The sequence below is a fragment of the Shouchella oshimensis genome (assembly GCF_004375095.1).
GTDB lineage: Bacteria > Bacillota > Bacilli > Bacillales > Bacillaceae_D > Shouchella > Shouchella oshimensis.
Window position 1 is genome coordinate 96,840 of sequence record NZ_SNUX01000004.1, and the last position, 21,393, is coordinate 118,232.

Here is a 21,393-nt window from a genome sequence, read left to right on the forward strand (position 1 = left end):
AAGAGGGGGATCCCCCTCTTTTTTAATGTTGATTATCTACGCGACTCATATCCAATTCGTAATCGCCATCTTCTTTCTTCACTGCAGTTGGCTTAGTTCCAAAAATACTGTTGCGATTAATATTTAATTTCTCAGCGGCACGATCAGCGTAAGGATCCGCTAATTGGCTATCTTCGTTTAATACAAATTCTAATGCATTGATTTGAGTACGTAACCGCTGCATCGTACGATCAAGATAAATATAAACTTGCTGCTCATGCTGATCCATTTGTTTAAATGACTCTTCATTCACTTTCATTTCTTTTACCTTATTAATACACTTGCCTAATTCTTCACGAAGTATGTTACGTTGTTCTTTAACAATCGATACGTCTCTCATTCCATGTCATCCTTTCAATTCTAAAGAAGATTTATACTAATCTATTTACCTCTTTTCTAGTATAAAGGTTTCAGTTGAAAATATCAGCAAATTCCAATGAATTCACAAAATTAATCACGGCACTCCTTTGATTGACAGTCTAAGGGACTATCTTTTATAATTAATTCAAATTCGAGATAAATGATTTCGAGGTGTTCACATTGAAGGAAACAGATCAAGATTCATTAAAGCTATTTACTGTGTTATCAAGAGCCATGCAAACTGTTAAATCCCACGTTGAAACAGATATACGCAAACATGGGTTTAACCCTACAGAATTTGCGGTACTTGAATTGCTTTATTCAAAGGGCGATCAAACCGTACAAAAAATTGGTCAAAAAGTGCTTATTGCTAGTAGTAGCATCACCTATGTCGTTGATAAACTTGAAAAAAAAGAAATGATTGTTCGAAAACCAAGTCCAACCGATCGTCGTGTTACTTATGTTTCTATTACATCAAAAGGAATAGACTGGATGGATGCGGTCTTCCCCCAACACGCTAGCGCGCTTAGCTCCATTTTCTCCCCACTAAATGACCAAGAAAAAAAAGAAATGATTACGTATTTAAAACGTGTCGGTTTGCAAGAGAACCGCTTATCCGACTAATCCTAACCACAATCGTCCTTATGTTTCAAACAAGGATCTAAGGGAATAGTAGCTCTACCTAATGGAACATCACTAAACATTGTCTAATCGAATCCTAGCGTTCTTATCACGTCAATCTATTACAATACAAGAAAGGAGTCACTCATCTTCGTGAAAAAATTTTCTCGTTTATTTCATAAAGAATCTCAACCTGTTAGAAAAGAGAATCCTGTTCCTCCTGCTGTTCAAAAATTTGGAGCGAATAAAGATGATGATGAATTTTACCAGTCGATTGAAAATAGACGCTCTATATACGTTTTAAGTAAGGATACGGTTGAAGATGATTCAGAAATTCTACGTTTAATGGAGCTCACCATTCGCTCCATGCCAACCAGTGCACATGCTCCTTCTGCCCGAATCGTACTATTGCTCCATGATGAGCATGATGCCTTCTGGCAGTTAACCCGTGAAAAAATGAAAAGCATTATGGATTATGCTGATTTTACTGACACCCAAGCAAGGTTAGAAATGTTTGAACATGCTTATGGCACTATTTTGTTTTTTGATGACCAAGAGACATTTTCTCCTACTCATACAAAGTCTATTGCCGGACAATACAATGGGATGCTTCAATATTTAATTTGGGTTTCCCTTGAAGCAAAAGGTTTTGGTGCTTCTTTACAACATTATAATCCTATGGTTAATGAAGTAGTAAAAAAACGATGGGATCTTCCGAGTAACTGGGATCTTGTTGCGCAAATGCCGTTTGGTAGGCCCCATGAATATCCAAACCCAAAAGAAATAAAACCACTTAAAGATCGTGTGGTAGTGAAAGATTCGTAAGGAAGCGAGTCTTTTTCTTTACAACAAAAATTAAGGTTTGACAAGTTGTCTTATGCATTGTAAAGTGAAATTTGCAAGAAATTATATGCCCTCGTTAGGTGAGGCTCCTGTGCTGGAGATACGCTGCTACCCAAAAATGTCCAAAGACGCCAATGGGTCAACAGAAACCATCGACATAAGGTGGTTTTTAACGTAGCTGGATATGTATTCCTATGCCGCACAGTGCTAAAGCTCTACGAATGGAGGAGAGTTTACTGATACGATATGTTTCTTTAGTATGCGTTCAAACCGCCTCCCATTTGCTGAGGCGGTTTTTTATTTTTCTAAAAGGTGGTGGTGTGGGATGGATAGTTTACCCAAACCGAGGATAGGCTTTAACAGTATAAGAAGGGGGCCATTCCACACGTTTTGTTTGGTTCTCTTCTAGGAAGTAGGAGGAGAGCATGATGGATAAATTAAAGACCGACCGGAAACGGAATGAATATAAAAACGAAATTGTAAAGCATCTTGTTTCAAGGAATTTAAAGGCTTTTAGAGAAACTTTTTTAGAGCTTCACCCAACGGACCAGGTGGAATTATTTCATGAAATTGAACGTCCTCTTCAAAAGCAAGTGTTGTTATTTCTTAGCCCTGCTGAATTTGCAGACCTATTCGAGGGGTTAGATTTAGAAGATCAGCTTATTGTCTTTGAAGGATTAAGCTATCAATATGCCGTATCCATGTTTAACACCATGTCAGCCGATGATGTTGCTGACTTTTTAGCAGAAATTAATACAGAACGTGCCGACGATATTTTAAGCTCAATGGATTTGGAAGAAGCGAAGCGCGTAGAAGAATTAATGGCTTATGCACCAAAAACTGCCGGTGCGATTATGACAAAAGAATTTGTTCGCTTATCAGTTGAGTCTTCTGCTAAAGAGGTTATTGCTGAACTACGAGAAAGCGCCCCTGATGCAGAAACGATTTACTATTTGTATGTCGTTGATCAACAGCAGAAACTTGCTGGTGTCGTTTCGCTTCGTGACCTTATTATTGCTACACCCGAAATGACGGTTGAAGACATTATGAGCACACAAGTGGTATCTGTAAGTGAACATGAAGATCAAGAAGATGTTGCTCGCTTAATTAAAGAGTATGACTTTCTTGCAGTACCTGTTGTAACACCTGAAAAGCGACTTGTCGGAATCATTACCGTCGATGACGTCATTGATGTATTAGAAGAAGAAACAACAGAGGATTTCGATGAATTTGCTGCAACACGAGGAGCGACGGATTTATCATTAACTGCCGTAACTGCTGCAAGGAAGCGTGCACCTTGGCTCATTTTACTCATGTTTTTTGGTTTGATTACTGCAAATATTATTGGTCAATTTGAATCGACTTTGGAACAAGTGGTACTGCTTGCTGCATTTATGCCGCTCATTATGGGGACAGCAGGGAATACTGGCACCCAATCACTAGCAGTTGCAGTACGGGGTATTGCAACTGGCTCATTTGACCGTGGTGGTGTATGGAAAACCGTAAAAAGAGAACTTGGGACAGGGATTATCCTCGGTATTGTTTGTATGGTTGTGTTGATGGGTATTATTTATCTATTTTACAACGGCGATTTTATTTTGGCATTTACTGTTGGATTCTCACTTTTTGCAGCATTAAGTGTGGCGGCAGTCATTGGAGCAACTGTTCCTGTCGCTATTAATAAGTTAAAAATTGATCCAGCGGTGGCCTCAGGACCTTTTATTACAACACTAAACGATATTATTAGTTTAATGATTTATTTTACAATCGCAACAACACTTCTTGACCAGCTATTATAAAGAAAGAAAGCTTATCGATATTCATGTCGATAAGCTTTTTTTATCTAGTTCTTGTCTTCCTTGCGAAACCTGCGTGCTGTATGGTTAAATTCAAGTAAACCGGGTATAGAAAATAAGAGAATGAACTAGTAGAAAGGAGCACGTCTTTGTCTAGAGAACAACGTAAACATGACCATATTCAACAAGCTATTCAGCAGGAACAAACGCGCTCCCCTTTTGAGGACATCCAATTTATCCATCAAACGCTCGCTACCTCGTCCTTTCATCGCTGCCAGCTTGAAACCACTTTTCTTCATAAATTCATATCCTCGCCACTGCTCATAAACGCAATGACAGGCGGTGGAGGTAAGCAAACAGCCCGTATTAATCAGCAGCTTGCAGAAGTGGCGCAACACTTCTCTATTCCAATGGCCGTTGGGTCGCAAATGGCAGCGATAAAAGATCAAGAGCAAATACATACGTATCAAATTATTCGTGATACAGCACCAGACATTGTTTGCTTAGCTAATTTAGGAGCCGAAGCAACACCATCGGACGCCTTGCGTGCGATTGATATGATTGAAGCGGATGGTCTGCAAATTCATTTTAATCATATTCAAGAGCTAGCTATGCCAGAAGGTGATCGGGACTTTTCTATGCGTCTACGCAATTTGGAAGCAATTGTGGCAAAAAGCCCTGTACCCGTTATTGCGAAAGAAGTTGGTTTTGGTATGACAAAAGAAGCAGTGAAACGCCTATATGAAGCTGGCGTTCATGCCGTTGATGTGAGTGGCACCGGTGGAACCAATTTCTCACAAATTGAAAACGCCCGCCGGCAACTCTCACTGGGCTTTTTTAATTCGTGGGGGGTTCCTACACCCATTGCATTACTCGAAGCCCGTTCATTAGAACTCCCCCTCCCATTCATTGCTTCAGGAGGGATAACATCAAGCGTTGATATAGCTAAAGCTCTTTCATTAGGCGCCTCCCTAGTAGGCATGTCAGGTTTCTTCATTAAGACATTGCAGAATGAAGGCATTGATGCCGTTATTGCTTCTGTTACGCGCATGCAGGAAGAGCTACGCTACATGATGACTGCCTTGAATGTTCACACTGTAGAGGAGTTAAAAAACGTCCCCCTTATTATAAAAGGAGAGACGCATCATTGGTTGAATGAAAGAGGTATTGATACAAAAGCATATGCTTCACGTTCTTAAAGGCCAGACTGCGGTGACTTGTCTTCATTCATCACATATTTAATGGTAATCATCTCTTTACGAAAAAAGGAAATGGCGTGCTTCGCATGAAGAGTGCCTTCCTTTTCAACTAAATGAAACGTTTCTCGTAGCGGTGTTTTCCATGTCCACTTCCAAAAAGACAAATAAACACCTGTGAAAGGATCTGTTTGATCTCCCATTAAATAAAGACCGTCCCCTTCATCATTCAATGGTAATAATAAACCTGTTAATACACCAAACGGTAACGGTAACTGAATAAAGTTGTACCGTTTGCTTCCTAACCAGTTTGAATAATACGCGGTAAAAATCGGCTCTTTCGTTTGTGCATGTTTGCGAACCCAAACCGTTGTATGCTGTTGATCAGTTGAAACTAGAGTATATGTATCCCCCTCCATTGGTATCTCGCCAGCTGGCAGATAAAGTTGTTTTAATTGTTTTGTTACAAACAATAGGATGGGCAACAGCCATCGGAATGGAGGTTGCCACTTAATGGTTGCTTCTAACGAGTAACGACTAGTCTGTTCGTGAAACTGTAAAACGTTTGGATTTACTTTTTCAATGTGAAACTGCTCATGCTCATATTCACGCCACTTTTTTATAAGTGCGTTCGTTGGCTTGAGCTCTACATGATTAAACAGCTGATCTTGTATGTACTTCTTCCCTCTCATAGGCTGAAGTGGCATTCTAAATGTATGATCCGCGCTTGGTCTAACGACAATCCAAACCATTAGTACAAGCAATGCATAACCAAATGCATTCGCCATGCCATGAAAACGAACCATATCAGGAATGGTTAATCGCTGAGGGGCCCAAGCAAGCCCTGCACTATACACATAAGACAACACCATGGTCATGAATAAAACGACATGTGCAAGAAGTAAGAACCATCGTAACCAACCCCTTAGTACAAAGCTAAAACGAATGGCAATAAGAGCAAGCCAAAAAACAAAGAAAATATAAATGAGCACAAGAACAGGCTCTAGAGGCGGTCCAAATTCAATTCCAAGTGCTACAAGAATAGGACCTACAAGAATACCTGCTGCTAAATAAGCAAACCCAGTTAATGGAATAGATTGACGCTTCAACCAACGTCCTAGCATACCGCTGGCAATAGGTAGTACAAAGGCAGAGTAATGAAAATGAATCGCCGTTAAATCGATAATCGTTTGACTATAGGACAGAAAAGTTGTTGCTTGTACTGCCGATAAAACAAACCAACCACCACCGATAGCAAGATAGATACACCCAACATTTATGAGTACTTCCTCCGCATCTCGAAATCCTTGTAAACTTAAACGAAAAAAACCATAACAGGCAATAACCAAGGTTGCTCCTAACCATACGATTGAAAACAACGTCCCTACCCATACAATCTCAACCGTTATCGATGCTAAACCAGCTATTGAAAAAAGGTACATCCACCTCTGTAGCCACGTCATAATAAGTATGTACGGTGTATCTTTATTTGTCTTCGTAATAAGAACTGTCGCTAACGGAACAATGACCATAACAGCGAAACCAAGACCGAGATCAATACCAGTCGGCTTAAAGAACAACGCCCATAGTAGAAAGACGGCGCTATATACTAAGTAAACGTGCATTATTCCCACTCCGTTATAATGTAGTCAATAAGATGAACATCTTCATTCTTTCGAAACTTACTAGCCGACACACCGACTGTCTTTTTAAATAGCTTCGTAAAATAATTCGCATCGTCTATACCGACTTGATGAGCCACCTCCGCCACTGTTAAATCGGTTTTAGAAAGCAAATAAGCGGCTTTTTTAATGCGTAGAATGGAAACATACTGCATTGGTGTAATGTTCAATTCATGTTTAAACTGTTTAATAAAATAATATTTAGACAGACCGACATGATGAGCAACTGTTGCCAAGTCAAACTGGTCACTCATATGATCTTTCATATAAGTGATCGCTTGTGTAATTGGTTCTTTCAGTTTTTTCTTCGGTGGAACCGCAAGAAAGTGAAACAACGTCATCAGAAATTCATATGCGCGCTGCGAGCCACTATAAGAGTTCGTAATTTCTCCTGACGCGGTTTCCGATAATATGCGTAAAAGCAAACGGATAGGTTCTGCCTCTTTCTCAATAACAAGTATGGGTCCATACTTCTCTACCATATGATCGTGTATCGATAATGCTTCTTTTCCTTCTAATGTAATATAAATAAATTCCCAATCAGTAGTAGCCTCTTTTGGGTAAAAATAATGATGATTACTTGGGATAGAGACAAAAAAAGCTTGTCCCTTGCCTAATGAATAAGTCTTTTCTTCATACACTAAAGCACCTTGACCAGCTAGCGTGTATTGAAACACAATTTTTTCTCTATCCATTCGGGTTTGCCCGTTCCATGAATACGTAGGGCTCTTGACAACTTCCCAACCTATATTCCAAAGATTCACTTGAAATGGATACGGATGTTCTTGAAAGCGAAATCCATATGAACCTTTAAGCCCTTGTTCTTTCATGATTCTCTCCCCCTTGACCCACAGTATAACGTAGAATGCTTGTTGCGCCTAGACTCTCTTGAAAGCGCAATAATTTCCATAAAGTAAACAGCAATTTTCTACTACTTTTAAAGTAACAATTACTATACTGTGAATAACAATAGTAGGGGGTTACACTATGAAGAAATTAACATTTATTGGCGCAGGTAGTACCATCTTTGCAAAGAACGTTCTTGGAGACTGTATGCATGTTGAATCTTTACAAGGATTTGAATTTGCTTTATTTGATATTAACCCAGATCGTTTGCAAGAATCCTATTCTCTTCTCACTCAATTAAAAGAAAATTTATCGTCTACTGTAACCATTAAAAAATATGACAACCGCAAAGAAGCCTTACGCGGTGCTAGCTATATTATTAACGCTATACAAGTTGGTGGCTATAAACCGAGTACCGTTATCGACTTTGACATTCCTAAGAAATATGGGCTTCGTCAAACCATTGGCGACACGATTGGCATCGGCGGTTTATTTCGTTCTTTACGAACGATTCCAGTCATGCTTGATATCGCAAAAGATATTGAGGAAGTCGCACCTGACGCATGGTTTCTAAATTATACCAACCCTATGGCTGCGCTTACTGGAACGTTGTCACGCTTTACAAATGTTCAAAATGTCGGTCTATGCCATAGCGTTCAAGTATGTACACGCGACTTATTTAAGCATCTAGACATGGACCATACAGGAATTCAAGAAAAAATTGCCGGTATTAATCACGTGGCTTGGTTACTTGAAGTCACAAAAGACGGTGTTGATCTTTATCCAGAAATTAAAAGACGAGCAAAGGAAAAAAGCAAGGAAAAACATCACGATATGGTGCGTTTTGAACTGATGCAGCGTTTTGGCTATTATGTAACGGAATCATCAGAGCACAATGCTGAATACCATCCATATTTTATAAAATCAGCTTATCCAGAGCTCATTGATCGCTTTAACATTCCTCTAGACGAATATCCAAGACGTTGTGTAAACCAAATCGAAGGCTGGGAGAAGATGAAGCAGTCATTGATGAATGACGGGGATATTACACACAAACGTTCAATTGAATATGGCTCTCGTATTATTGAAGCTATGGAAACAGGTGAAGCATTCTTATTTGGAGGCAATGTTCTAAATAAAGGTGGTCTTATTTCAAACTTGCCCACAAACGCTTGTGTAGAAGTTCAGTGCATAGCCGACCGTTCAGGCGTAACACCGACATTTGTTGGTGATTTACCAGAGCAACTTGCTGCCGTTAACCGTACAAATATTAATACACAGTTACTTACTATTGAAGCAGCGATCACTAAAAAGAAAGACCACATTTATCATGCGGCGATGCTCGACCCACACACATCAGCAGAATTATCTATTGATGATATCGTGGCCCTTTGTGATGATTTAATAGCGGCACATGGAGACTACCTGCCAACGTATTCGTAAGCTCAAAGAAGCTTTTCACGCCATTCGTTATGAACAGGCGTAAAAGCTTCTTTTTTATTTGTTCAAGCTATGGCTCCCTCCTTCTAATAGGACTCACTTTACTGAACAACGATACGAAGTATGATAAACTAGCTGAATAATCACCATCTGTTAAGGTCCATTTTTCAGCTAAAAGACGGAATAAGAAAGGATGAAGCTCTTATGACCTTGAGAAACGATGTACCTGATGTTCCAGTAACAATGGATCAGATCACGTCAAAGTTATATGCTTCACTCGTAAAGGCGGTCCATGAACAATTTGGAGATGAAGGATTAAAAGAAGTCGAGCAAGGGGTTCAAGCCTTACTTGATGAACAATTGAATGATTTAAATCAACGATCTGATCTTTCCTATAAGCAGCTTGACGAACGTGCACGTTATTCTATTCCACATTTAGCCAATGCTTCAGAAGTCAAAGAAACTCAGCGTGCTTATGAACACATTCAAAAAGAGGCAGGAATTGAACCCTATACGATTTACGCTATGATGGCAAAGCTTTTTGCCCATATCGCGAAAGCCGTTGTTGATCGTTTTGGTGAAAGTGGTAGAAAAGCAATTAAAGAAGGCGTTCGACAATTTGGTGAAGCCCGTGGTCGAGATATCGCCAGACGAGCAGCAGCAAAAGGATTGCCCAACACAGCTGAAAACTATTTAACAAATTATGATATGGGTCGTAGTGATTTGTTCGAATTTGAGACCACCTATCATCCCAAAGAAATCGAGCAAACCTTTACTGTTTGCGCCTTCGGAAACCAATGGAAAAAGGACGGAACAGGTGAACACGGCATTCTCTACTGTCAAATGATCGATCCTTCTATTGCAAAGGGCTATAACCCAAACTTCGATGTTGTTCATGATCGCTATGTGTTAAAAGAAGGCGACTGCCATTTTCGCTTTCAAATGAAAGAGGATGAATCCGATTAGTCTATATGAACAAAAGCTACTTCAAATAAATTTTTTTATAAAATGAACGACTTAAAGGTCCTTCTTTTTCGCTACTTCTAGTCATTTGAAGTAGTCTTTTTTTTGCCTTCTTTCAATCTCTATCATATTTCCCAATGTACAAGCTCTTGATTAGCGAACAATTGTTCTGTATACTTTTTTTATACGAAAATATGTTCGTGTTTTTATTTTTTCTACGAACGTTCTCTATTATAAAAAGAGGTCAAGGAGGTCATTTATGTGGATGTAGCCCATACAAAGAGAAAACAGTCCGTCCGATTAATGATTGAATTATTCCTAAAAGAGCGTGAGCATCAGCAGCTTTTTTTAACTGCTCAACAATATCCTACTCCAATGAATCAGCTTGCACTTGATGATGCGTTTCGTCGTTTTTTCACACGTATTAAAACGGTTCAATACATTAGTAAACTTATTAAAGGGTATTCAGTTGATTTTGATAAGCGTGTACGAAATCAGCCTTTAACTGTTTCTATAGACGAGAAACAAACGGAAGATGGCTATTCTACTTTTATTGGAATGATTCGCGCTGGTGATGTTCTAGGTGATCTTGAACAGGCATTGGATGAAGAAGGTTCTACTACTGAATTATTTGCAGATAAGCATATTTCTCAAGCATTTTCACAGCTTAATTCCATGCAACAAACCATTTTAATCTATTCTTATTTTTATGGCTATCAAAACAAAGAAATTGCCCTTTTCCTAGATGCATCGGAACAACGAATTTCTTACAACAAGAAACGCGCACTTGAACGGTTAAAAGCAAGCGTTCCAAATAACAACGAGGTGACTATACAATGAGTTTTCAATATGAAAAGATTTTAGAAGATTTTCAACCGAAAATTAAAAAAAGCCTTTACCAAACCGCTCCAGCAAACAGAGAGGATTTGGAACAGGAAATAAAGATGAAAATCTATGAGAAGATGGATGTTATTCAGAATATCGATGCGCCAGGGTTTTACGAGTTTGTTAGCGGTCATGAAGAAGTAGCGGAAACCATTGGTTTATATTTACAACGTCACGAAAAGAAAAAGAAAGAATATAAGTAGAATCGCTCTATTTCAAAAGAACAGCGATTCTACTAAGTCATTATTCTTTAACAGAACCTAACACAATCCCTTTTACAAAGTACTTTTGAAGAAAAGGGTAAACGAGAATAATTGGTAATGCACCAATAAAGATTTGAGCGGAGCGGACCGTTCGTTCTGATAATGCCCGAACTTCGTCAGGGTTCACATTCATTTGCGAATAATCATTTTGTACAATAATTGTTTGCAAAAACGTAGATAAAGGGTATTTAGACGAGTCGGTTAAATAAATAAGCCCATCAAACCATGAATTCCATTGGCCTACCATTGTAAATAGACCTACTGTTGCAAGTGCTGGTAAGGAAATCGGTAGGTAAATACGAAAAAGGATTTTAAAATGACCGGCACCGTCTATTAAAGCCGCCTCTTCTAACGATTTAGGCACTCCTGTTCGAAAGAAATTCAACAGTAAAATCATATTAAACACATTTACTGCTCCTGGTAGAACAAGTGCCCAAATCGTATTAATCATTCCGAGATTTTGAATTAAAATATACGTTGGAATTAATCCACCGTTAAACAACATAATAAAAATAAGTGTATATACATACCACTTTCGACCGCGGAATTCATGATCTTCTTTTGACAATGCATAGGCCGCCAGTGTCACAACCGTTAAGCTAATTAGCGTTCCAAGAACCGTTCGAAAAACACCATTCCAAAGGGCTCTTAAGAAATTTTCATTTCCAAGAGTTTGCTCCCAAGCAGCAAATGTAAAGTCAATCGGAAAGAAACGAACCAAATTTGCATTTGCCGGGGCTGAAGCGCTAAACGATACAGCTAAAATATGAATAAGCGGCAAGATACATAGAATTCCAAGAACAAGAAGAAAGATATTATTACATAATGAAAACAGTTTATACGAACGACTTCGATGATGCATAGCTCCTCCTCCTTTTTAAAAGATGCGATAGTTTGCGTACTTGTAAGCTAAGCGATAACCGGTCACGATCAAAATAAAGGCAATAACCGATTTAAATACACCGACTGCTGTTGCGTAACTGAAATTCCCGCCAAGTAGGCCTTGTCGGTAGACATAGGTGTCAATGATGTCGCCTTTATCGTAAACAAGAGGGTTATATAAATTAAAGATTTGATCGAATCCTGCATTTAAGATATTTCCTAGTGCGAGGGTTGCGACAACAATGGTAATAGGTAGTAAACTTGGGAGCGTAATGTGCAAAACTTGTTGCAAGCGATTCGCTCCATCAACGATTGCAGCCTCATACAAACTGGGATTAATCCCTGCTAATGCTGCTAGAAAAATAATTGCTGAAAACCCGAAGTCTTTCCATACATCTGATACGATAACGGTTACACGAAACCAATCACTATCTCCTAAAAAGAAAATTGGATTTATACCGAAGAAGCCAATAAATTGATTAATTAAGCCACCATCCACCGATAACAGATCAAGTAAAATACCGCCTAAAATAACCCATGACAAAAAATGGGGCAAGTAGACTAACGTTTGGATAGAGCGCTTGTAAGCAATAATTCGAACTTCATTCAATAGTAAAGCAAACACGATCGGCACAATAAGCTGAAAGATTATTTTAAAGGTGGAAATGACAAGTGTATTCCAAATCACTTGCCTACCTTCTTGAAATTCAAAAATGCGGATAAACTGATCAAACCCAACCCATTCTGATCCTAGAAAGCCTTCCCATGGCTTAAAGTTTTGAAAGGCCATTATAATACCTGCTAAAGGAATATAGTTAAATACAAGTGCAAAAAGAATCGCTGGTAGTACAAGCACGTGTAGTGGCCAATTACGCTTCATATTCCAAGGCTGCTTTTTCTTTTTCACAAGAAGCTGTATCGTCTCGTTTTTTAGTTGAGCCACGCTTCTTTCCCTCCTTAGCGCTGTCTAAATTCATGGGGCGTCTGCTTAAATTCTTTTTTGAATACGCGTATAAAATAAGATGCATGCTGGTACCCTAATTCTTCTGATATTAGACTCACCTTCATATTCGTTTCTGTTAATAACGTAACTGCGCGATTCATGCGCAAGCGGTGAGTATAATCTGTTACTGTTTCCCCGGTTTCTTCTTTAAAGCGCTTTGATACATAGGATGGATTTAAATACAAGTTCGTTGCTATGTCCTGTAACGACGGCTGCTTCATAAACGAAGCATCAATAAATTCCTTCACTCTCTTTGCTAACGAATCTTGTTGGATTTCTTTGTTGGTTGAATCCATTAGTGGTTTATGAAGATACCGTTTTGCCTGTTTCCAAAAGATTAATGGCTCTCCCACTTTAATGGTCACTCCATAAAAAAGATCTTTTTTTAATGCTTTTCGCAATCGAATGGCACGATCGTGAACATCTTTTTCTACTACTAGCGGATCGTTATGATGTACAGGATAAAGAAGATACGAGACCGTATTTAAAGAGATATGCTTTTCGAGTAGCACATAAGCTTCTGCAAGTTCTTCATCAACCATTAGCTTCCATCCATGGCTTACATTCTTACTATCATCAACACGAACAGTAATCGGAATGGTACGAATATCACGATGGTGAGCAATGCCGTAATGCAGAAGCTCTGCTTTCAGCGTTTCCTCCCCCTTTTCTCCCCTAATCCATGGTTGAAAGACAGAGTCCGCTAAAAAACTTACGTTCTTTTTTATTGCAGCAACTGTTTGCTCTTGCATATACCGTTCCTTTTTCTCTTCACTCTTTTTAACTAATGCTCGTTCAACTGCATGAAGTAGCTCTTCATCCCTAACTGGTTTTACTAAATAGTCCACTGCTTGGGCCTTTATGGCAGCTTGCGCGTAGGTAAAATCTGAATAGCCAGAAAGCAGAATACATTTAGGTTGTATAGAAAAATCGGTTACATCCTGTAATAACTCAAGACCTGACCTGCCTGGCATACGGATATCAGTTACCATAACGTCTATAGGAAACGCCTTTAAGATTTCATGGGCTTTTCGAACGGAGTGTGCACAGTGAACCTGGCTAATCATAAGTTGATGCCATGGTAAGCTTGCTAATCCTTGTAAGGTCGCGTCTTCATCATCCACAACTAATAGCTGGTACATACCATCACTCCCCTTTTTGATCAGCTTTGTCCCCTTTACATAAAAGAGTAACGTTTAAACCTCCAAGCTTAGAATAGTTAACAACTACGCCTGATTTTGCACCAAAACGATTGCGCATACGTTGATGGACATTTCGTAATCCATAATGATTGGTTGCCTCTTCTTGCGATTCTAGTAGCTTATGGATTCTCGTTACTGTTTCGGCTGAAACAGCTTGGCCATTATCTTTAACGCTTATTTGCCAGCCCTCTTCTAAAACCACTCCATCTATTCGAATCTCTGCCCTTTCTTCTACGTCAGCTATCCCATGAACGATGGCATTCTCCACAATAGGTTGAATAAGTAGTCGCGGAATAGGCTGCTTTAAAAGTTCGTCTGGTAGATTCATTGAATAGCTTAAATCACGCTTTCGCAAAGAATGAATAGCTAAAAAATTGTTTACTAACTTCAATTCTTCTTCCACCGTCGTTTCTTCCTTTTCTACCTCTGTTCGATAGCGGAAATAGTCACCTAAATGAAGAGCCATTGCTTCGACAGCATCTGTATTGTTAATTTTCGCCATGTTCTTAATATAGAAGAGGCAATTATATAAAAAGTGTGGATCGATTTGCGCTTGCAGCAATTTTAATGTTGCTTGCTGAGAACGAATTTTCTCTTCATACACTTCTTCTATTAACGTTTGAATTTGATCTGCCATATCATTAAACCCACTCATTGCAATAGCAAATTCCTTTTGGTCTGGAACCGCCATCCGCGTATAGTAGTGCCCTCTTTTAAAATGGAGAATGGCATCCTTTAATGTTCCAATAGGCTGCAATAGCTGCGTATTTAATAACCAAGCTGCAGCAACACCTAGAAGAAGTAACACAAGTCCAGTTGCATAAAACCATGTTCGTGTTGTCGCAATAGGACTTAACACATCTTCTAGTGGAACCAAATCGACGAGAACCCAATCTAAACTCGTAGAGGAAATATAAGATAATGTGTAATCATCTTGACCTAATGTAAACCGTTCCGTTCCTCTCTCTTCGTTATTTAATTGGAGTGAAAAATTGTAATCCAGTGGAAACTCATGATTGGTGCCTACTGGTTTAATTAATTCGTGATGTGGATGATACAAAAAAGAATAGCCATCATTTGCTAGAGCTAAATCATTTAAATGGTGTTGGAAAGCTTCAATGTAAATCCTTGCCTCAACAATAACAGCTTGATTCTCATTATGATGCGTGATCGAGTCTTTTACGTGCTGAACAAAATAAGGTCGATCCGAATCATTTCCTTTTCCGTCTGCAATATAAGTCCAAGAAGGAGATAAAGTCTCTGGTCGTTCTGGGGATTTCATCATGGTGGATAATTGTCTTTCTCCATCTGGAAAGAAGATCGTCACATCCACTAAAAAGGTACTAAGCTGCTGGTAAAGCAATAGCTTCTCCTGAATGTCCCCCTGAAGCTCTATTGAATCGTACGGACTAAGTAGATCAATATTTCTGAGCCGATTTGTATCTGAATCAATGCTCAACGCTACAAGAAATTGCGACACTTGCCAAAGATCCGCTTCCAGTCGATTCATTGAGACATCAAGTCGATTCATATTACGCGTATCAATTTCTTCCCGGACGACTCTTTCACTAACTATGTTTGAATACGTATAGACAATGACAACAGGTACAAGCAATAACATAATGCTTACGACCATCTTGTAAAATAAACTTTTTTGTTTGAACATAACGCTCCCCCCTAAGCGTTATTGTAAAGTATAAATAACGAGCTGGTACGATGGTTCAGAGAAAAAGACAGCGTTTTCTTTTCACGCTGCCCTTTTTTGCTCATTCACTGGCATTTACAACGTCAAACCACTCATTTACTTCTTTCATAACATCGTCGCCGCCTTGACTTTTCCATTGATCAACAAGATGATCAAATTCATCAATTGGCATTTCATCATAAATTATTTTATTAAAGCCTTCGCTTAATAGCGTATCAAGTGCATCACCCCGGCTAACCATTGTTTCTGTCGGTCGACCTGTAAACATACTTGGAATTTGCGCATCCGCACTATCAACAACAATGCGTGCACCCTCCCATGCTTGTTCCGGGTATTGAAGGTAAACTTTGCGCTCAAACGGGGTTTGTGGCTCTTCTCCTCTTGCGAAATCCGCAAGCGCGTTAATATAAAGACTTGGGATTCGTGCACCATCAAATGTAAGTGTATATTTTACCGGATCGATCCTCCCACCTGGAATGTCATCTTCCCCATACTTCACATCATTACCTTCGAAGACATAGTCGTATCCTTCAGCAAAACCATATTCAAACTCGCTTCCTTCGTCTGGATTGGCGAAGTTCTCAAATAAATAGTTTTGATAGACAAAAAATGCTTGAATCTCATCTTCTGTCGCATTTTCATTAAACATCACCGCCCCATTTTGCGATGTAATTCCTGTTGAACGGCCTTTTTGTCCATTTGGTCCAGTTGGAATATCATACGCTTTATACTCCGCACCTTCTACATTTTCCAACACTTCCGCTAATGGCCAATCTGGCATCCAATGTGGACCTGCAATGATTCCAGCACGACCAGCCGTAAACAACTCTGCAGCCTTACCTTCATCCCATAAACCAGACTCTGGATGAAGGTAGCCTTTATCCATCCACTGTTTTAGCGTCTCTAAACCATCTTTTATTTCTGGCTGGATATCTCCGTTTACGAGGCTGCCATCTTCAGCAAGATTGTACTGATTTGGCATACCACCATGTGCACCAAAAACCCAGTCTACCGTTGACATCCACGTGTTTAATTGGTTGGTAAAGCCTGCAGCAAGCCCGTATACTTTTTCCCCGGTTCCAGTAGGGTCACCATTCACAAATGCATCCATGATTGCTTCGATGTCCTCCAACGTTTCAGGAGCGTCAAGACCTAGATTGTCCATCCAATCTTGTCGAATGAACAGAACGGTATCACCATTCATTTCATAATCTAATATGGGAATGGCAAATCGCCCTTCTTCTCGCGTGTAGGGGTCCCATGCATGTGGATCAGCTGCCATTGCTTCTTTCCACGTATCGGATGCATATTTATCAAACAATTCTCCGACCTCTTTTACCCGTCCAGAATCAATTAAATCCTGTGTCAGAGGACTTCTTAACGCTAAAATAGACGGTAATGGTTGATTTGAAGACATCTCTAGTTGAAGCTTCGTTTCAAATGTCTCACCAGGTCCACTAGTAGTCCACATATAGTTTAAATCAATGTTAAACGTGTCTTTTACCCATTCTGTATGAACATTATTTTCAATTGTTTCACCGTCTCGAAAAAATATATCACCTGAGACATGTTTAATTAAGTCTAACCTTACAGGCTCTTCAAATCGCTCTGGCAATTCATCAGCAGATGCTACAGCTTCCACCGTGCTCTCTCGGTCGTTAGACGTATTGCTACAAGCTGCAAGCGCTATCACAGCAACACTGGTCATTAAAATTGATCCATATCTTTTCACTTCTTGCTCCCCCTTACCTTTTTGTGTAATTAGGCTTCTTCCTACCTCTTTTTGAAAGCCCTTTCATTTCACTATATCGCTTCTATTACACTTTTAAAATAATACTTCTTTTAGATTTATAACACTCTGTTGTCATCCTTTACAGCAACTTTTGTTCACAACAAAAAAAGGCCATTAATCGACCTTTTTCACTTCCATTACAATGGAATCACTAACTGGCTCAAACCCAATTTCTTGGTAAATATGATTAGAAGTAGGGTTACCTAAGTCTGTATACAGTAACACAACGGAAAACCCATCTTTTATACACTGATGGCATAAAGCAGTGACGCAACTTGTAGCGTATCCTTTTTTACGAAACGGTCTTGGTGTGTATACTAAATTAATTGTCACACTTTGACCAATTTTTCTCGTAGCATTCGCCATCGCTACAGGAATGCCATCCACTTCTAATAGATATAAACCACCTTTATCCAGCTGCTGTCGTGCGGTTTTTTCAGCTTCCTTTACCGTAATGCGCTTCTCTGATAGATTCGCTTCATCGTCAAATTCTTGAATCCATTTTGCAACAAATGGAAGATCTTCTCGCTTCATCTTTCGAATCGTTCCGCTAGTTAAAGGAATTAAAGATGCATGATTTAATTGATACAATCGCTGTTTCATTATTGTCAGCACAGAACTTGATCTCACTTTAGCTAATAGGTGAGCCAGTCGCAGGACCGGTTCCTTGACGCCGATAAAGCGAGTAATGGGTCGATCCTTTAGCGCTTGAACGAGCATATTCATTGTGGAAGCTGAAGGTTGGCGCGTTTTAAAAGCTAAGACGGCTTGGTTCGGTATTGTCTGCAAGCAAAACACATCATTTTCAGCTCTACACATAAACAATGGAGGGTTGTTCCCTCTTATTGTTTGCTGTAATAAACCTAAGAATAAACTATTTTCGGCGCTGTTCTCCTTTAACGCTCTTACACTTTCGTTGTAAAAAACGTCACTGTCTCTATACAGATGAACCTTCACCTCACCGCCTCCTTTCTATCTACGCTCTCTGTTCTACCATTTGAGCAATGTTCACAATGACTTGGACTGCTTTTTCCATATCGTCAACGGATATATATTCATAACGCCCGTGATAATTTTGTCCTCCAGTGAATATATTTGGCGTTGGTAATCCTTTATAAGACAGCTGGGAGCCATCGGTACCACCACGTATTGGTCCAACAATTGGGTCAATGTCGCATGCTTTCATAGCATCTAATGCTACATCAACAATCTCTGGATTAGGCTCGATCTTCTCTCTCATATTGTAATATTGGTCACGAATTTCAAGTGTGACATTGTGATCACCGTGTTTTCCTTGCATCTGCCTTACAACAGATTCCATTTTTGCTTTTCGATTAGCGAATGCTTTACGGTCAAAATCACGAATGATGTAATGCAATTCCGCATAATCCGTATCACCCTTCATTGATAGAAGATGATAAAAACCCTCGTAGCCTTCCGTAAATTCAGGCGCCTCATCTGCAGGCAATTGATCATTAAATTCCATGGCACGCTTCATGGCATTAACCATTTTATTCTTTGCTGTGCCTGGATGGGTGCTCACACCTTGAAAACAAACCTTCGCTGCTGCCGCATTAAAGCTCTCATATTGAAATTCACCTAGCGGTCCCCCATCTAACGTGTAGGCAAAATCAGCGTTAAAAGCTTCAACATCGAAGTGATGTGGCCCTCTTCCAATTTCTTCATCTGGTGTAAACGCCACTCGAATCTTGCCGTGCTTAATAGAGGGGTTGTCGATTAAATACGCCATTGCTGTAACGATTTCAGCAATACCAGCTTTATCGTCTGCGCCAAGCAACGTCGTTCCATCTGTTGTCATGAGCGTGTGACCAACGTAGTTTGCTAATTCTGGGAATTGTTTTGGCGACAGCGTAATCGTTTCGTTGAGCTGAATGTCGCCTCCACTGTAGTTCTCATGCACTTGTGGATGTACACCTTCACCTGTAAAGTCTGTCGCTGTATCCGTATGTGCTAAAAATCCAATTGTCGGAGTTGATTTGTCGGTAGTTGCTTCAAGTGTTGCCATTACATACCCATTCTCATCCATACTCACGTCGGTCATACCAATCTGTTCTAACTCTTCTACCAGTAACTGCCCGAGCTCAAGCTGCCCCTTCGTTGTTGGCACCTCATGACTGGCTTCTGATGACTGCGTATTTATTTTTGCATAGCGCATTAAGCGTTCAATAAGTTGTTGTTTCAATGAGCTAACCTCTTTTCCAATTGTATTAGCTTTAGTATAGCGATCTTTTTTTACAATGCACAGAAAAAAATGATCGCACCATTTGATAAACTATGATATATTCATATCTATGCATATTTATTAACTTATTCAATTTACAGAAAGTGTAGGAGGATACGAATGGAACACATGGGCTTCATCTCGCTCATTCCCCCGCTTATAGCGATAGGATTAGCGATTACAACTAAGAACGTACTCGTTTCTCTGTTTACCGGATTGTTTGCTGGCGTTCTTTTACTTACTAGCGGCAACCCAATAACAGCGACTACAGAAACAATAGGTGAATATTTATTCCCTCAATTAACAGATAGCTACAATGCTGCCGTCCTTGTTTTACTCTTATTTATCGGTGGATTTGTTGGATTGATTGAGAAATCAGGTGGATCAGCCGCGTTAGCAAAGCGAGTTGTCCGCTTTTTAGATACAAAGGCTAAAACACAGATGGCAGCTTATGTCGGGGGTTTAACGATCTTCTTTTCTGATTTAGGCTCTCCTTTAATTGTTGGTCCCATCTTTGAGAAGATTTTTGATAAAGCAAAATTATCTCGAGAAAAATTAGCGTGGATTATTGATTCTACCGCTTCCCCACTTGCCGTTATGATTCCTTTTATCGGCTGGGGTGTTTACATCATGGGGTTAATTCGTCAAGAGTTTGATAACATTGGTTCGGACATGTCTGAATTTACCGCTTTTCTTCAGGCCATTCCGTTTCAGCTTTACCCGATCTTAGCTGTCGCGATTGTTCCGTTTATCGCTTTAACCAAATTAGATTTTGGCCCAATGGCACGAGCAGAACAACGTGTTGAAAAAACTGGTGAATTGTACTGGAAGACCTCTCGTCCCCTTCGTTACAGTGAGCCAGTTGATGAGAACCAAAAAAGTTATGCGGTGTTAATTTGGTTACCATTATTAACACTCTTCGTTACATTATTTGGCCTTTTGCTAACCCATGGCTTTCCATTTGAACCTGTTGCCGGCGGTGATTTTCGGGTTGCTTTAAGTACGGCTTACTTGTTTGCTAGTATTGTTCTTATTGGCTTAATGGTTTTATTAAAAGTAAAACGGTTCTCGGAAGCATTTGAGCTTTATTCAAAAGGAATGCAGAAGATGGTGTTTGTATTAGCTACACTTGTATTAGCTTGGGCATTAGGAACCGTTATGAGTGAAATGGGGACGGCAAACTATGTGATAGAGTTATTACAAGACAGTGTTCCTGGTTACCTTGTTCCTGCAATTCTCTTCCTTGTGGCAGTCTGTATCTCGTTGGCAACTGCAACGTCCTGGGGAACATTTGCGATTATGATGCCGTTTGCGATACCGATGGCTTTTGGACTGGATGCCCATCTCGCGGTTTGTATCGGAGCGGTTCTCTCAGGAGGCATATTCGGAGATCATTGTTCACCTATTTCTGATACAACCATTCTTTCATCTACTGGTGCAGGTTGCGATAATGTCGATCACGTTAAAACGCAATTCCCGTATGCTTTGTTAAATGGTTTCATTGCATTTATCGTCTTTATTTTTGCTGGTATTACAGGAAGCTCACTCGTCTTTTTAGCTGCATTAGCTTTCATGATGATAGCCGTCTTCCTCATAGGAAAACGAAAACCAAAACATGCTCAAATCTAAAAAG

General features: G+C 39.6%; 19 protein-coding genes and 1 riboswitch. Of the genes, 9 read left to right on the forward strand and 10 right to left on the reverse strand.

The genetic code is table 11. The annotated features are described in order from the left end of the window. Positions 1 to 22: 22 nt before the first annotated feature. Entirely contained in the window at positions 23 to 379 is a 357-nt protein-coding gene (locus E2L03_RS16080; protein WP_038483232.1) for a hypothetical protein, read from the reverse strand. Positions 380 to 633: 254 nt separating this feature from the next. Between E2L03_RS16080 and E2L03_RS16085 the strand changes: the two genes are divergently transcribed. From E2L03_RS16085 to fni, 4 genes are all read left to right on the forward strand, one after another. Continuing rightward, positions 634 to 1,023, forward strand: a complete 390-nt coding sequence (locus E2L03_RS16085) for a MarR family winged helix-turn-helix transcriptional regulator (protein ID WP_051667766.1) — start codon at positions 634 to 636, stop codon at positions 1,021 to 1,023. A gap of 150 nt (positions 1,024 to 1,173) precedes the next feature. After that, positions 1,174 to 1,845, forward strand: a complete 672-nt coding sequence (locus E2L03_RS16090) for a nitroreductase family protein (protein WP_166740344.1) — start codon at positions 1,174 to 1,176, stop codon at positions 1,843 to 1,845. Between the two features lie 83 nt (positions 1,846 to 1,928). Beyond that, positions 1,929 to 2,096: riboswitch (M-box (ykoK) riboswitch) on the forward strand. A gap of 195 nt (positions 2,097 to 2,291) precedes the next feature. Then, entirely contained in the window at positions 2,292 to 3,662 is a 1,371-nt protein-coding gene (gene mgtE / locus E2L03_RS16095) for a magnesium transporter (protein ID WP_038483238.1), read from the forward strand. A gap of 146 nt (positions 3,663 to 3,808) precedes the next feature. Continuing rightward, entirely contained in the window at positions 3,809 to 4,858 is a 1,050-nt protein-coding gene (fni, locus tag E2L03_RS16100; RefSeq protein ID WP_095150691.1) for a type 2 isopentenyl-diphosphate Delta-isomerase, read from the forward strand. On the opposite strand, the gene E2L03_RS16105 is transcribed toward fni, so the two are convergent. Then, the gene (locus E2L03_RS16105; RefSeq protein ID WP_134259637.1) at positions 4,855 to 6,480 is read right to left on the reverse strand and encodes a YndJ family protein; all 1,626 of its coding nucleotides are present in this window, start codon (positions 6,478 to 6,480) and stop codon (positions 4,855 to 4,857) included. The genes fni and E2L03_RS16105 overlap by 4 nt on opposite strands. Further along, positions 6,480 to 7,367, reverse strand: coding sequence for an AraC family transcriptional regulator (locus tag E2L03_RS16110; protein WP_038483245.1), 888 nt, complete (start codon positions 7,365 to 7,367; stop codon positions 6,480 to 6,482). The genes E2L03_RS16105 and E2L03_RS16110 overlap by 1 nt, the downstream gene beginning before the upstream one ends. Before the next feature lie 157 nt (positions 7,368 to 7,524). Here E2L03_RS16110 and E2L03_RS16115 point away from each other — a divergent pair, with 157 nt between their 5' ends. From E2L03_RS16115 to E2L03_RS16130, 4 genes are all read left to right on the forward strand, one after another. Beyond that, positions 7,525 to 8,826, forward strand: a complete 1,302-nt coding sequence (locus E2L03_RS16115; RefSeq protein WP_055736860.1) for an alpha-glucosidase/alpha-galactosidase — start codon at positions 7,525 to 7,527, stop codon at positions 8,824 to 8,826. Positions 8,827 to 9,027: 201 nt separating this feature from the next. After that, positions 9,028 to 9,789: an L-2-amino-thiazoline-4-carboxylic acid hydrolase gene (locus E2L03_RS16120; RefSeq protein ID WP_241742031.1), complete on the forward strand. Its 762-nt coding sequence runs from the start codon at positions 9,028 to 9,030 to the stop codon at positions 9,787 to 9,789. A gap of 258 nt (positions 9,790 to 10,047) precedes the next feature. Beyond that, complete coding sequence (locus E2L03_RS16125; protein WP_055736859.1) at positions 10,048 to 10,626, forward strand: sigma-70 family RNA polymerase sigma factor; 579 nt, start codon at positions 10,048 to 10,050, stop codon at positions 10,624 to 10,626. Next, entirely contained in the window at positions 10,623 to 10,874 is a 252-nt protein-coding gene (locus E2L03_RS16130) for a hypothetical protein (protein WP_051667631.1), read from the forward strand. Before E2L03_RS16125 ends, E2L03_RS16130 begins: the two co-directional genes overlap by 4 nt. A gap of 40 nt (positions 10,875 to 10,914) precedes the next feature. Here the strand turns inward: E2L03_RS16130 and E2L03_RS16135 are convergent, their stop codons facing one another. The 7 genes from E2L03_RS16135 to pepT form a co-directional block, all read right to left on the reverse strand. Next, positions 10,915 to 11,796, reverse strand: a complete 882-nt coding sequence (locus tag E2L03_RS16135; RefSeq protein ID WP_035394770.1) for a carbohydrate ABC transporter permease — start codon at positions 11,794 to 11,796, stop codon at positions 10,915 to 10,917. Between the two features lie 15 nt (positions 11,797 to 11,811). Continuing rightward, positions 11,812 to 12,696, reverse strand: a complete 885-nt coding sequence (locus E2L03_RS16140; RefSeq protein ID WP_095151181.1) for an ABC transporter permease — start codon at positions 12,694 to 12,696, stop codon at positions 11,812 to 11,814. Positions 12,697 to 12,773: 77 nt separating this feature from the next. Beyond that, on the reverse strand, positions 12,774 to 13,961 hold the full coding sequence (locus E2L03_RS16145; protein ID WP_134259638.1) for a response regulator: 1,188 nt from the start codon (positions 13,959 to 13,961) through the stop codon (positions 12,774 to 12,776). Positions 13,962 to 13,965: 4 nt separating this feature from the next. Then, on the reverse strand, positions 13,966 to 15,687 hold the full coding sequence (locus E2L03_RS16150; protein WP_134259639.1) for a cache domain-containing sensor histidine kinase: 1,722 nt from the start codon (positions 15,685 to 15,687) through the stop codon (positions 13,966 to 13,968). Positions 15,688 to 15,787: 100 nt separating this feature from the next. Continuing rightward, entirely contained in the window at positions 15,788 to 17,458 is a 1,671-nt protein-coding gene (locus tag E2L03_RS16155; RefSeq protein ID WP_243839542.1) for an extracellular solute-binding protein, read from the reverse strand. Positions 17,459 to 17,632: 174 nt separating this feature from the next. Further along, positions 17,633 to 18,475: a GNAT family N-acetyltransferase gene (locus E2L03_RS16160; RefSeq protein ID WP_134259640.1), complete on the reverse strand. Its 843-nt coding sequence runs from the start codon at positions 18,473 to 18,475 to the stop codon at positions 17,633 to 17,635. Between the two features lie 19 nt (positions 18,476 to 18,494). Continuing rightward, entirely contained in the window at positions 18,495 to 19,721 is a 1,227-nt protein-coding gene (pepT, locus tag E2L03_RS16165; RefSeq protein ID WP_134259641.1) for a peptidase T, read from the reverse strand. Positions 19,722 to 19,880: 159 nt separating this feature from the next. Here pepT and E2L03_RS16170 point away from each other — a divergent pair, with 159 nt between their 5' ends. Beyond that, positions 19,881 to 21,389 carry a Na+/H+ antiporter NhaC family protein gene (locus E2L03_RS16170; protein WP_038483271.1) on the forward strand — a complete coding sequence of 503 codons (1,509 nt, stop codon included), beginning with the start codon at positions 19,881 to 19,883 and terminating at the stop codon, positions 21,387 to 21,389. Positions 21,390 to 21,393 lie beyond the last annotated feature (4 nt).

Coding starts and splice junctions, on each gene's coding strand:
- E2L03_RS16140 (WP_095151181.1), bottom strand. CDS start 12,696: ATGAAGCGTAATTGGCCACTACACGTGCTTGTACTACCAGCGATTCTT.
- E2L03_RS16120 (WP_241742031.1), top strand. CDS start 9,028: ATGACCTTGAGAAACGATGTACCTGATGTTCCAGTAACAATGGATCAG.
- E2L03_RS16110 (WP_038483245.1), bottom strand. CDS start 7,367: ATGAAAGAACAAGGGCTTAAAGGTTCATATGGATTTCGCTTTCAAGAA.
- E2L03_RS16145 (WP_134259638.1), bottom strand. CDS start 13,961: ATGTACCAGCTATTAGTTGTGGATGATGAAGACGCGACCTTACAAGGA.
- E2L03_RS16080 (WP_038483232.1), bottom strand. CDS start 379: ATGAGAGACGTATCGATTGTTAAAGAACAACGTAACATACTTCGTGAA.
- E2L03_RS16150 (WP_134259639.1), bottom strand. CDS start 15,687: ATGTTCAAACAAAAAAGTTTATTTTACAAGATGGTCGTAAGCATTATG.
- mgtE (WP_038483238.1), top strand. CDS start 2,292: ATGGATAAATTAAAGACCGACCGGAAACGGAATGAATATAAAAACGAA.
- E2L03_RS16115 (WP_055736860.1), top strand. CDS start 7,525: ATGAAGAAATTAACATTTATTGGCGCAGGTAGTACCATCTTTGCAAAG.
- E2L03_RS16085 (WP_051667766.1), top strand. CDS start 634: ATGCAAACTGTTAAATCCCACGTTGAAACAGATATACGCAAACATGGG.
- E2L03_RS16105 (WP_134259637.1), bottom strand. CDS start 6,480: ATGCACGTTTACTTAGTATATAGCGCCGTCTTTCTACTATGGGCGTTG.
- E2L03_RS16135 (WP_035394770.1), bottom strand. CDS start 11,796: ATGCATCATCGAAGTCGTTCGTATAAACTGTTTTCATTATGTAATAAT.
- E2L03_RS16170 (WP_038483271.1), top strand. CDS start 19,881: ATGGAACACATGGGCTTCATCTCGCTCATTCCCCCGCTTATAGCGATA.
- E2L03_RS16130 (WP_051667631.1), top strand. CDS start 10,623: ATGAGTTTTCAATATGAAAAGATTTTAGAAGATTTTCAACCGAAAATT.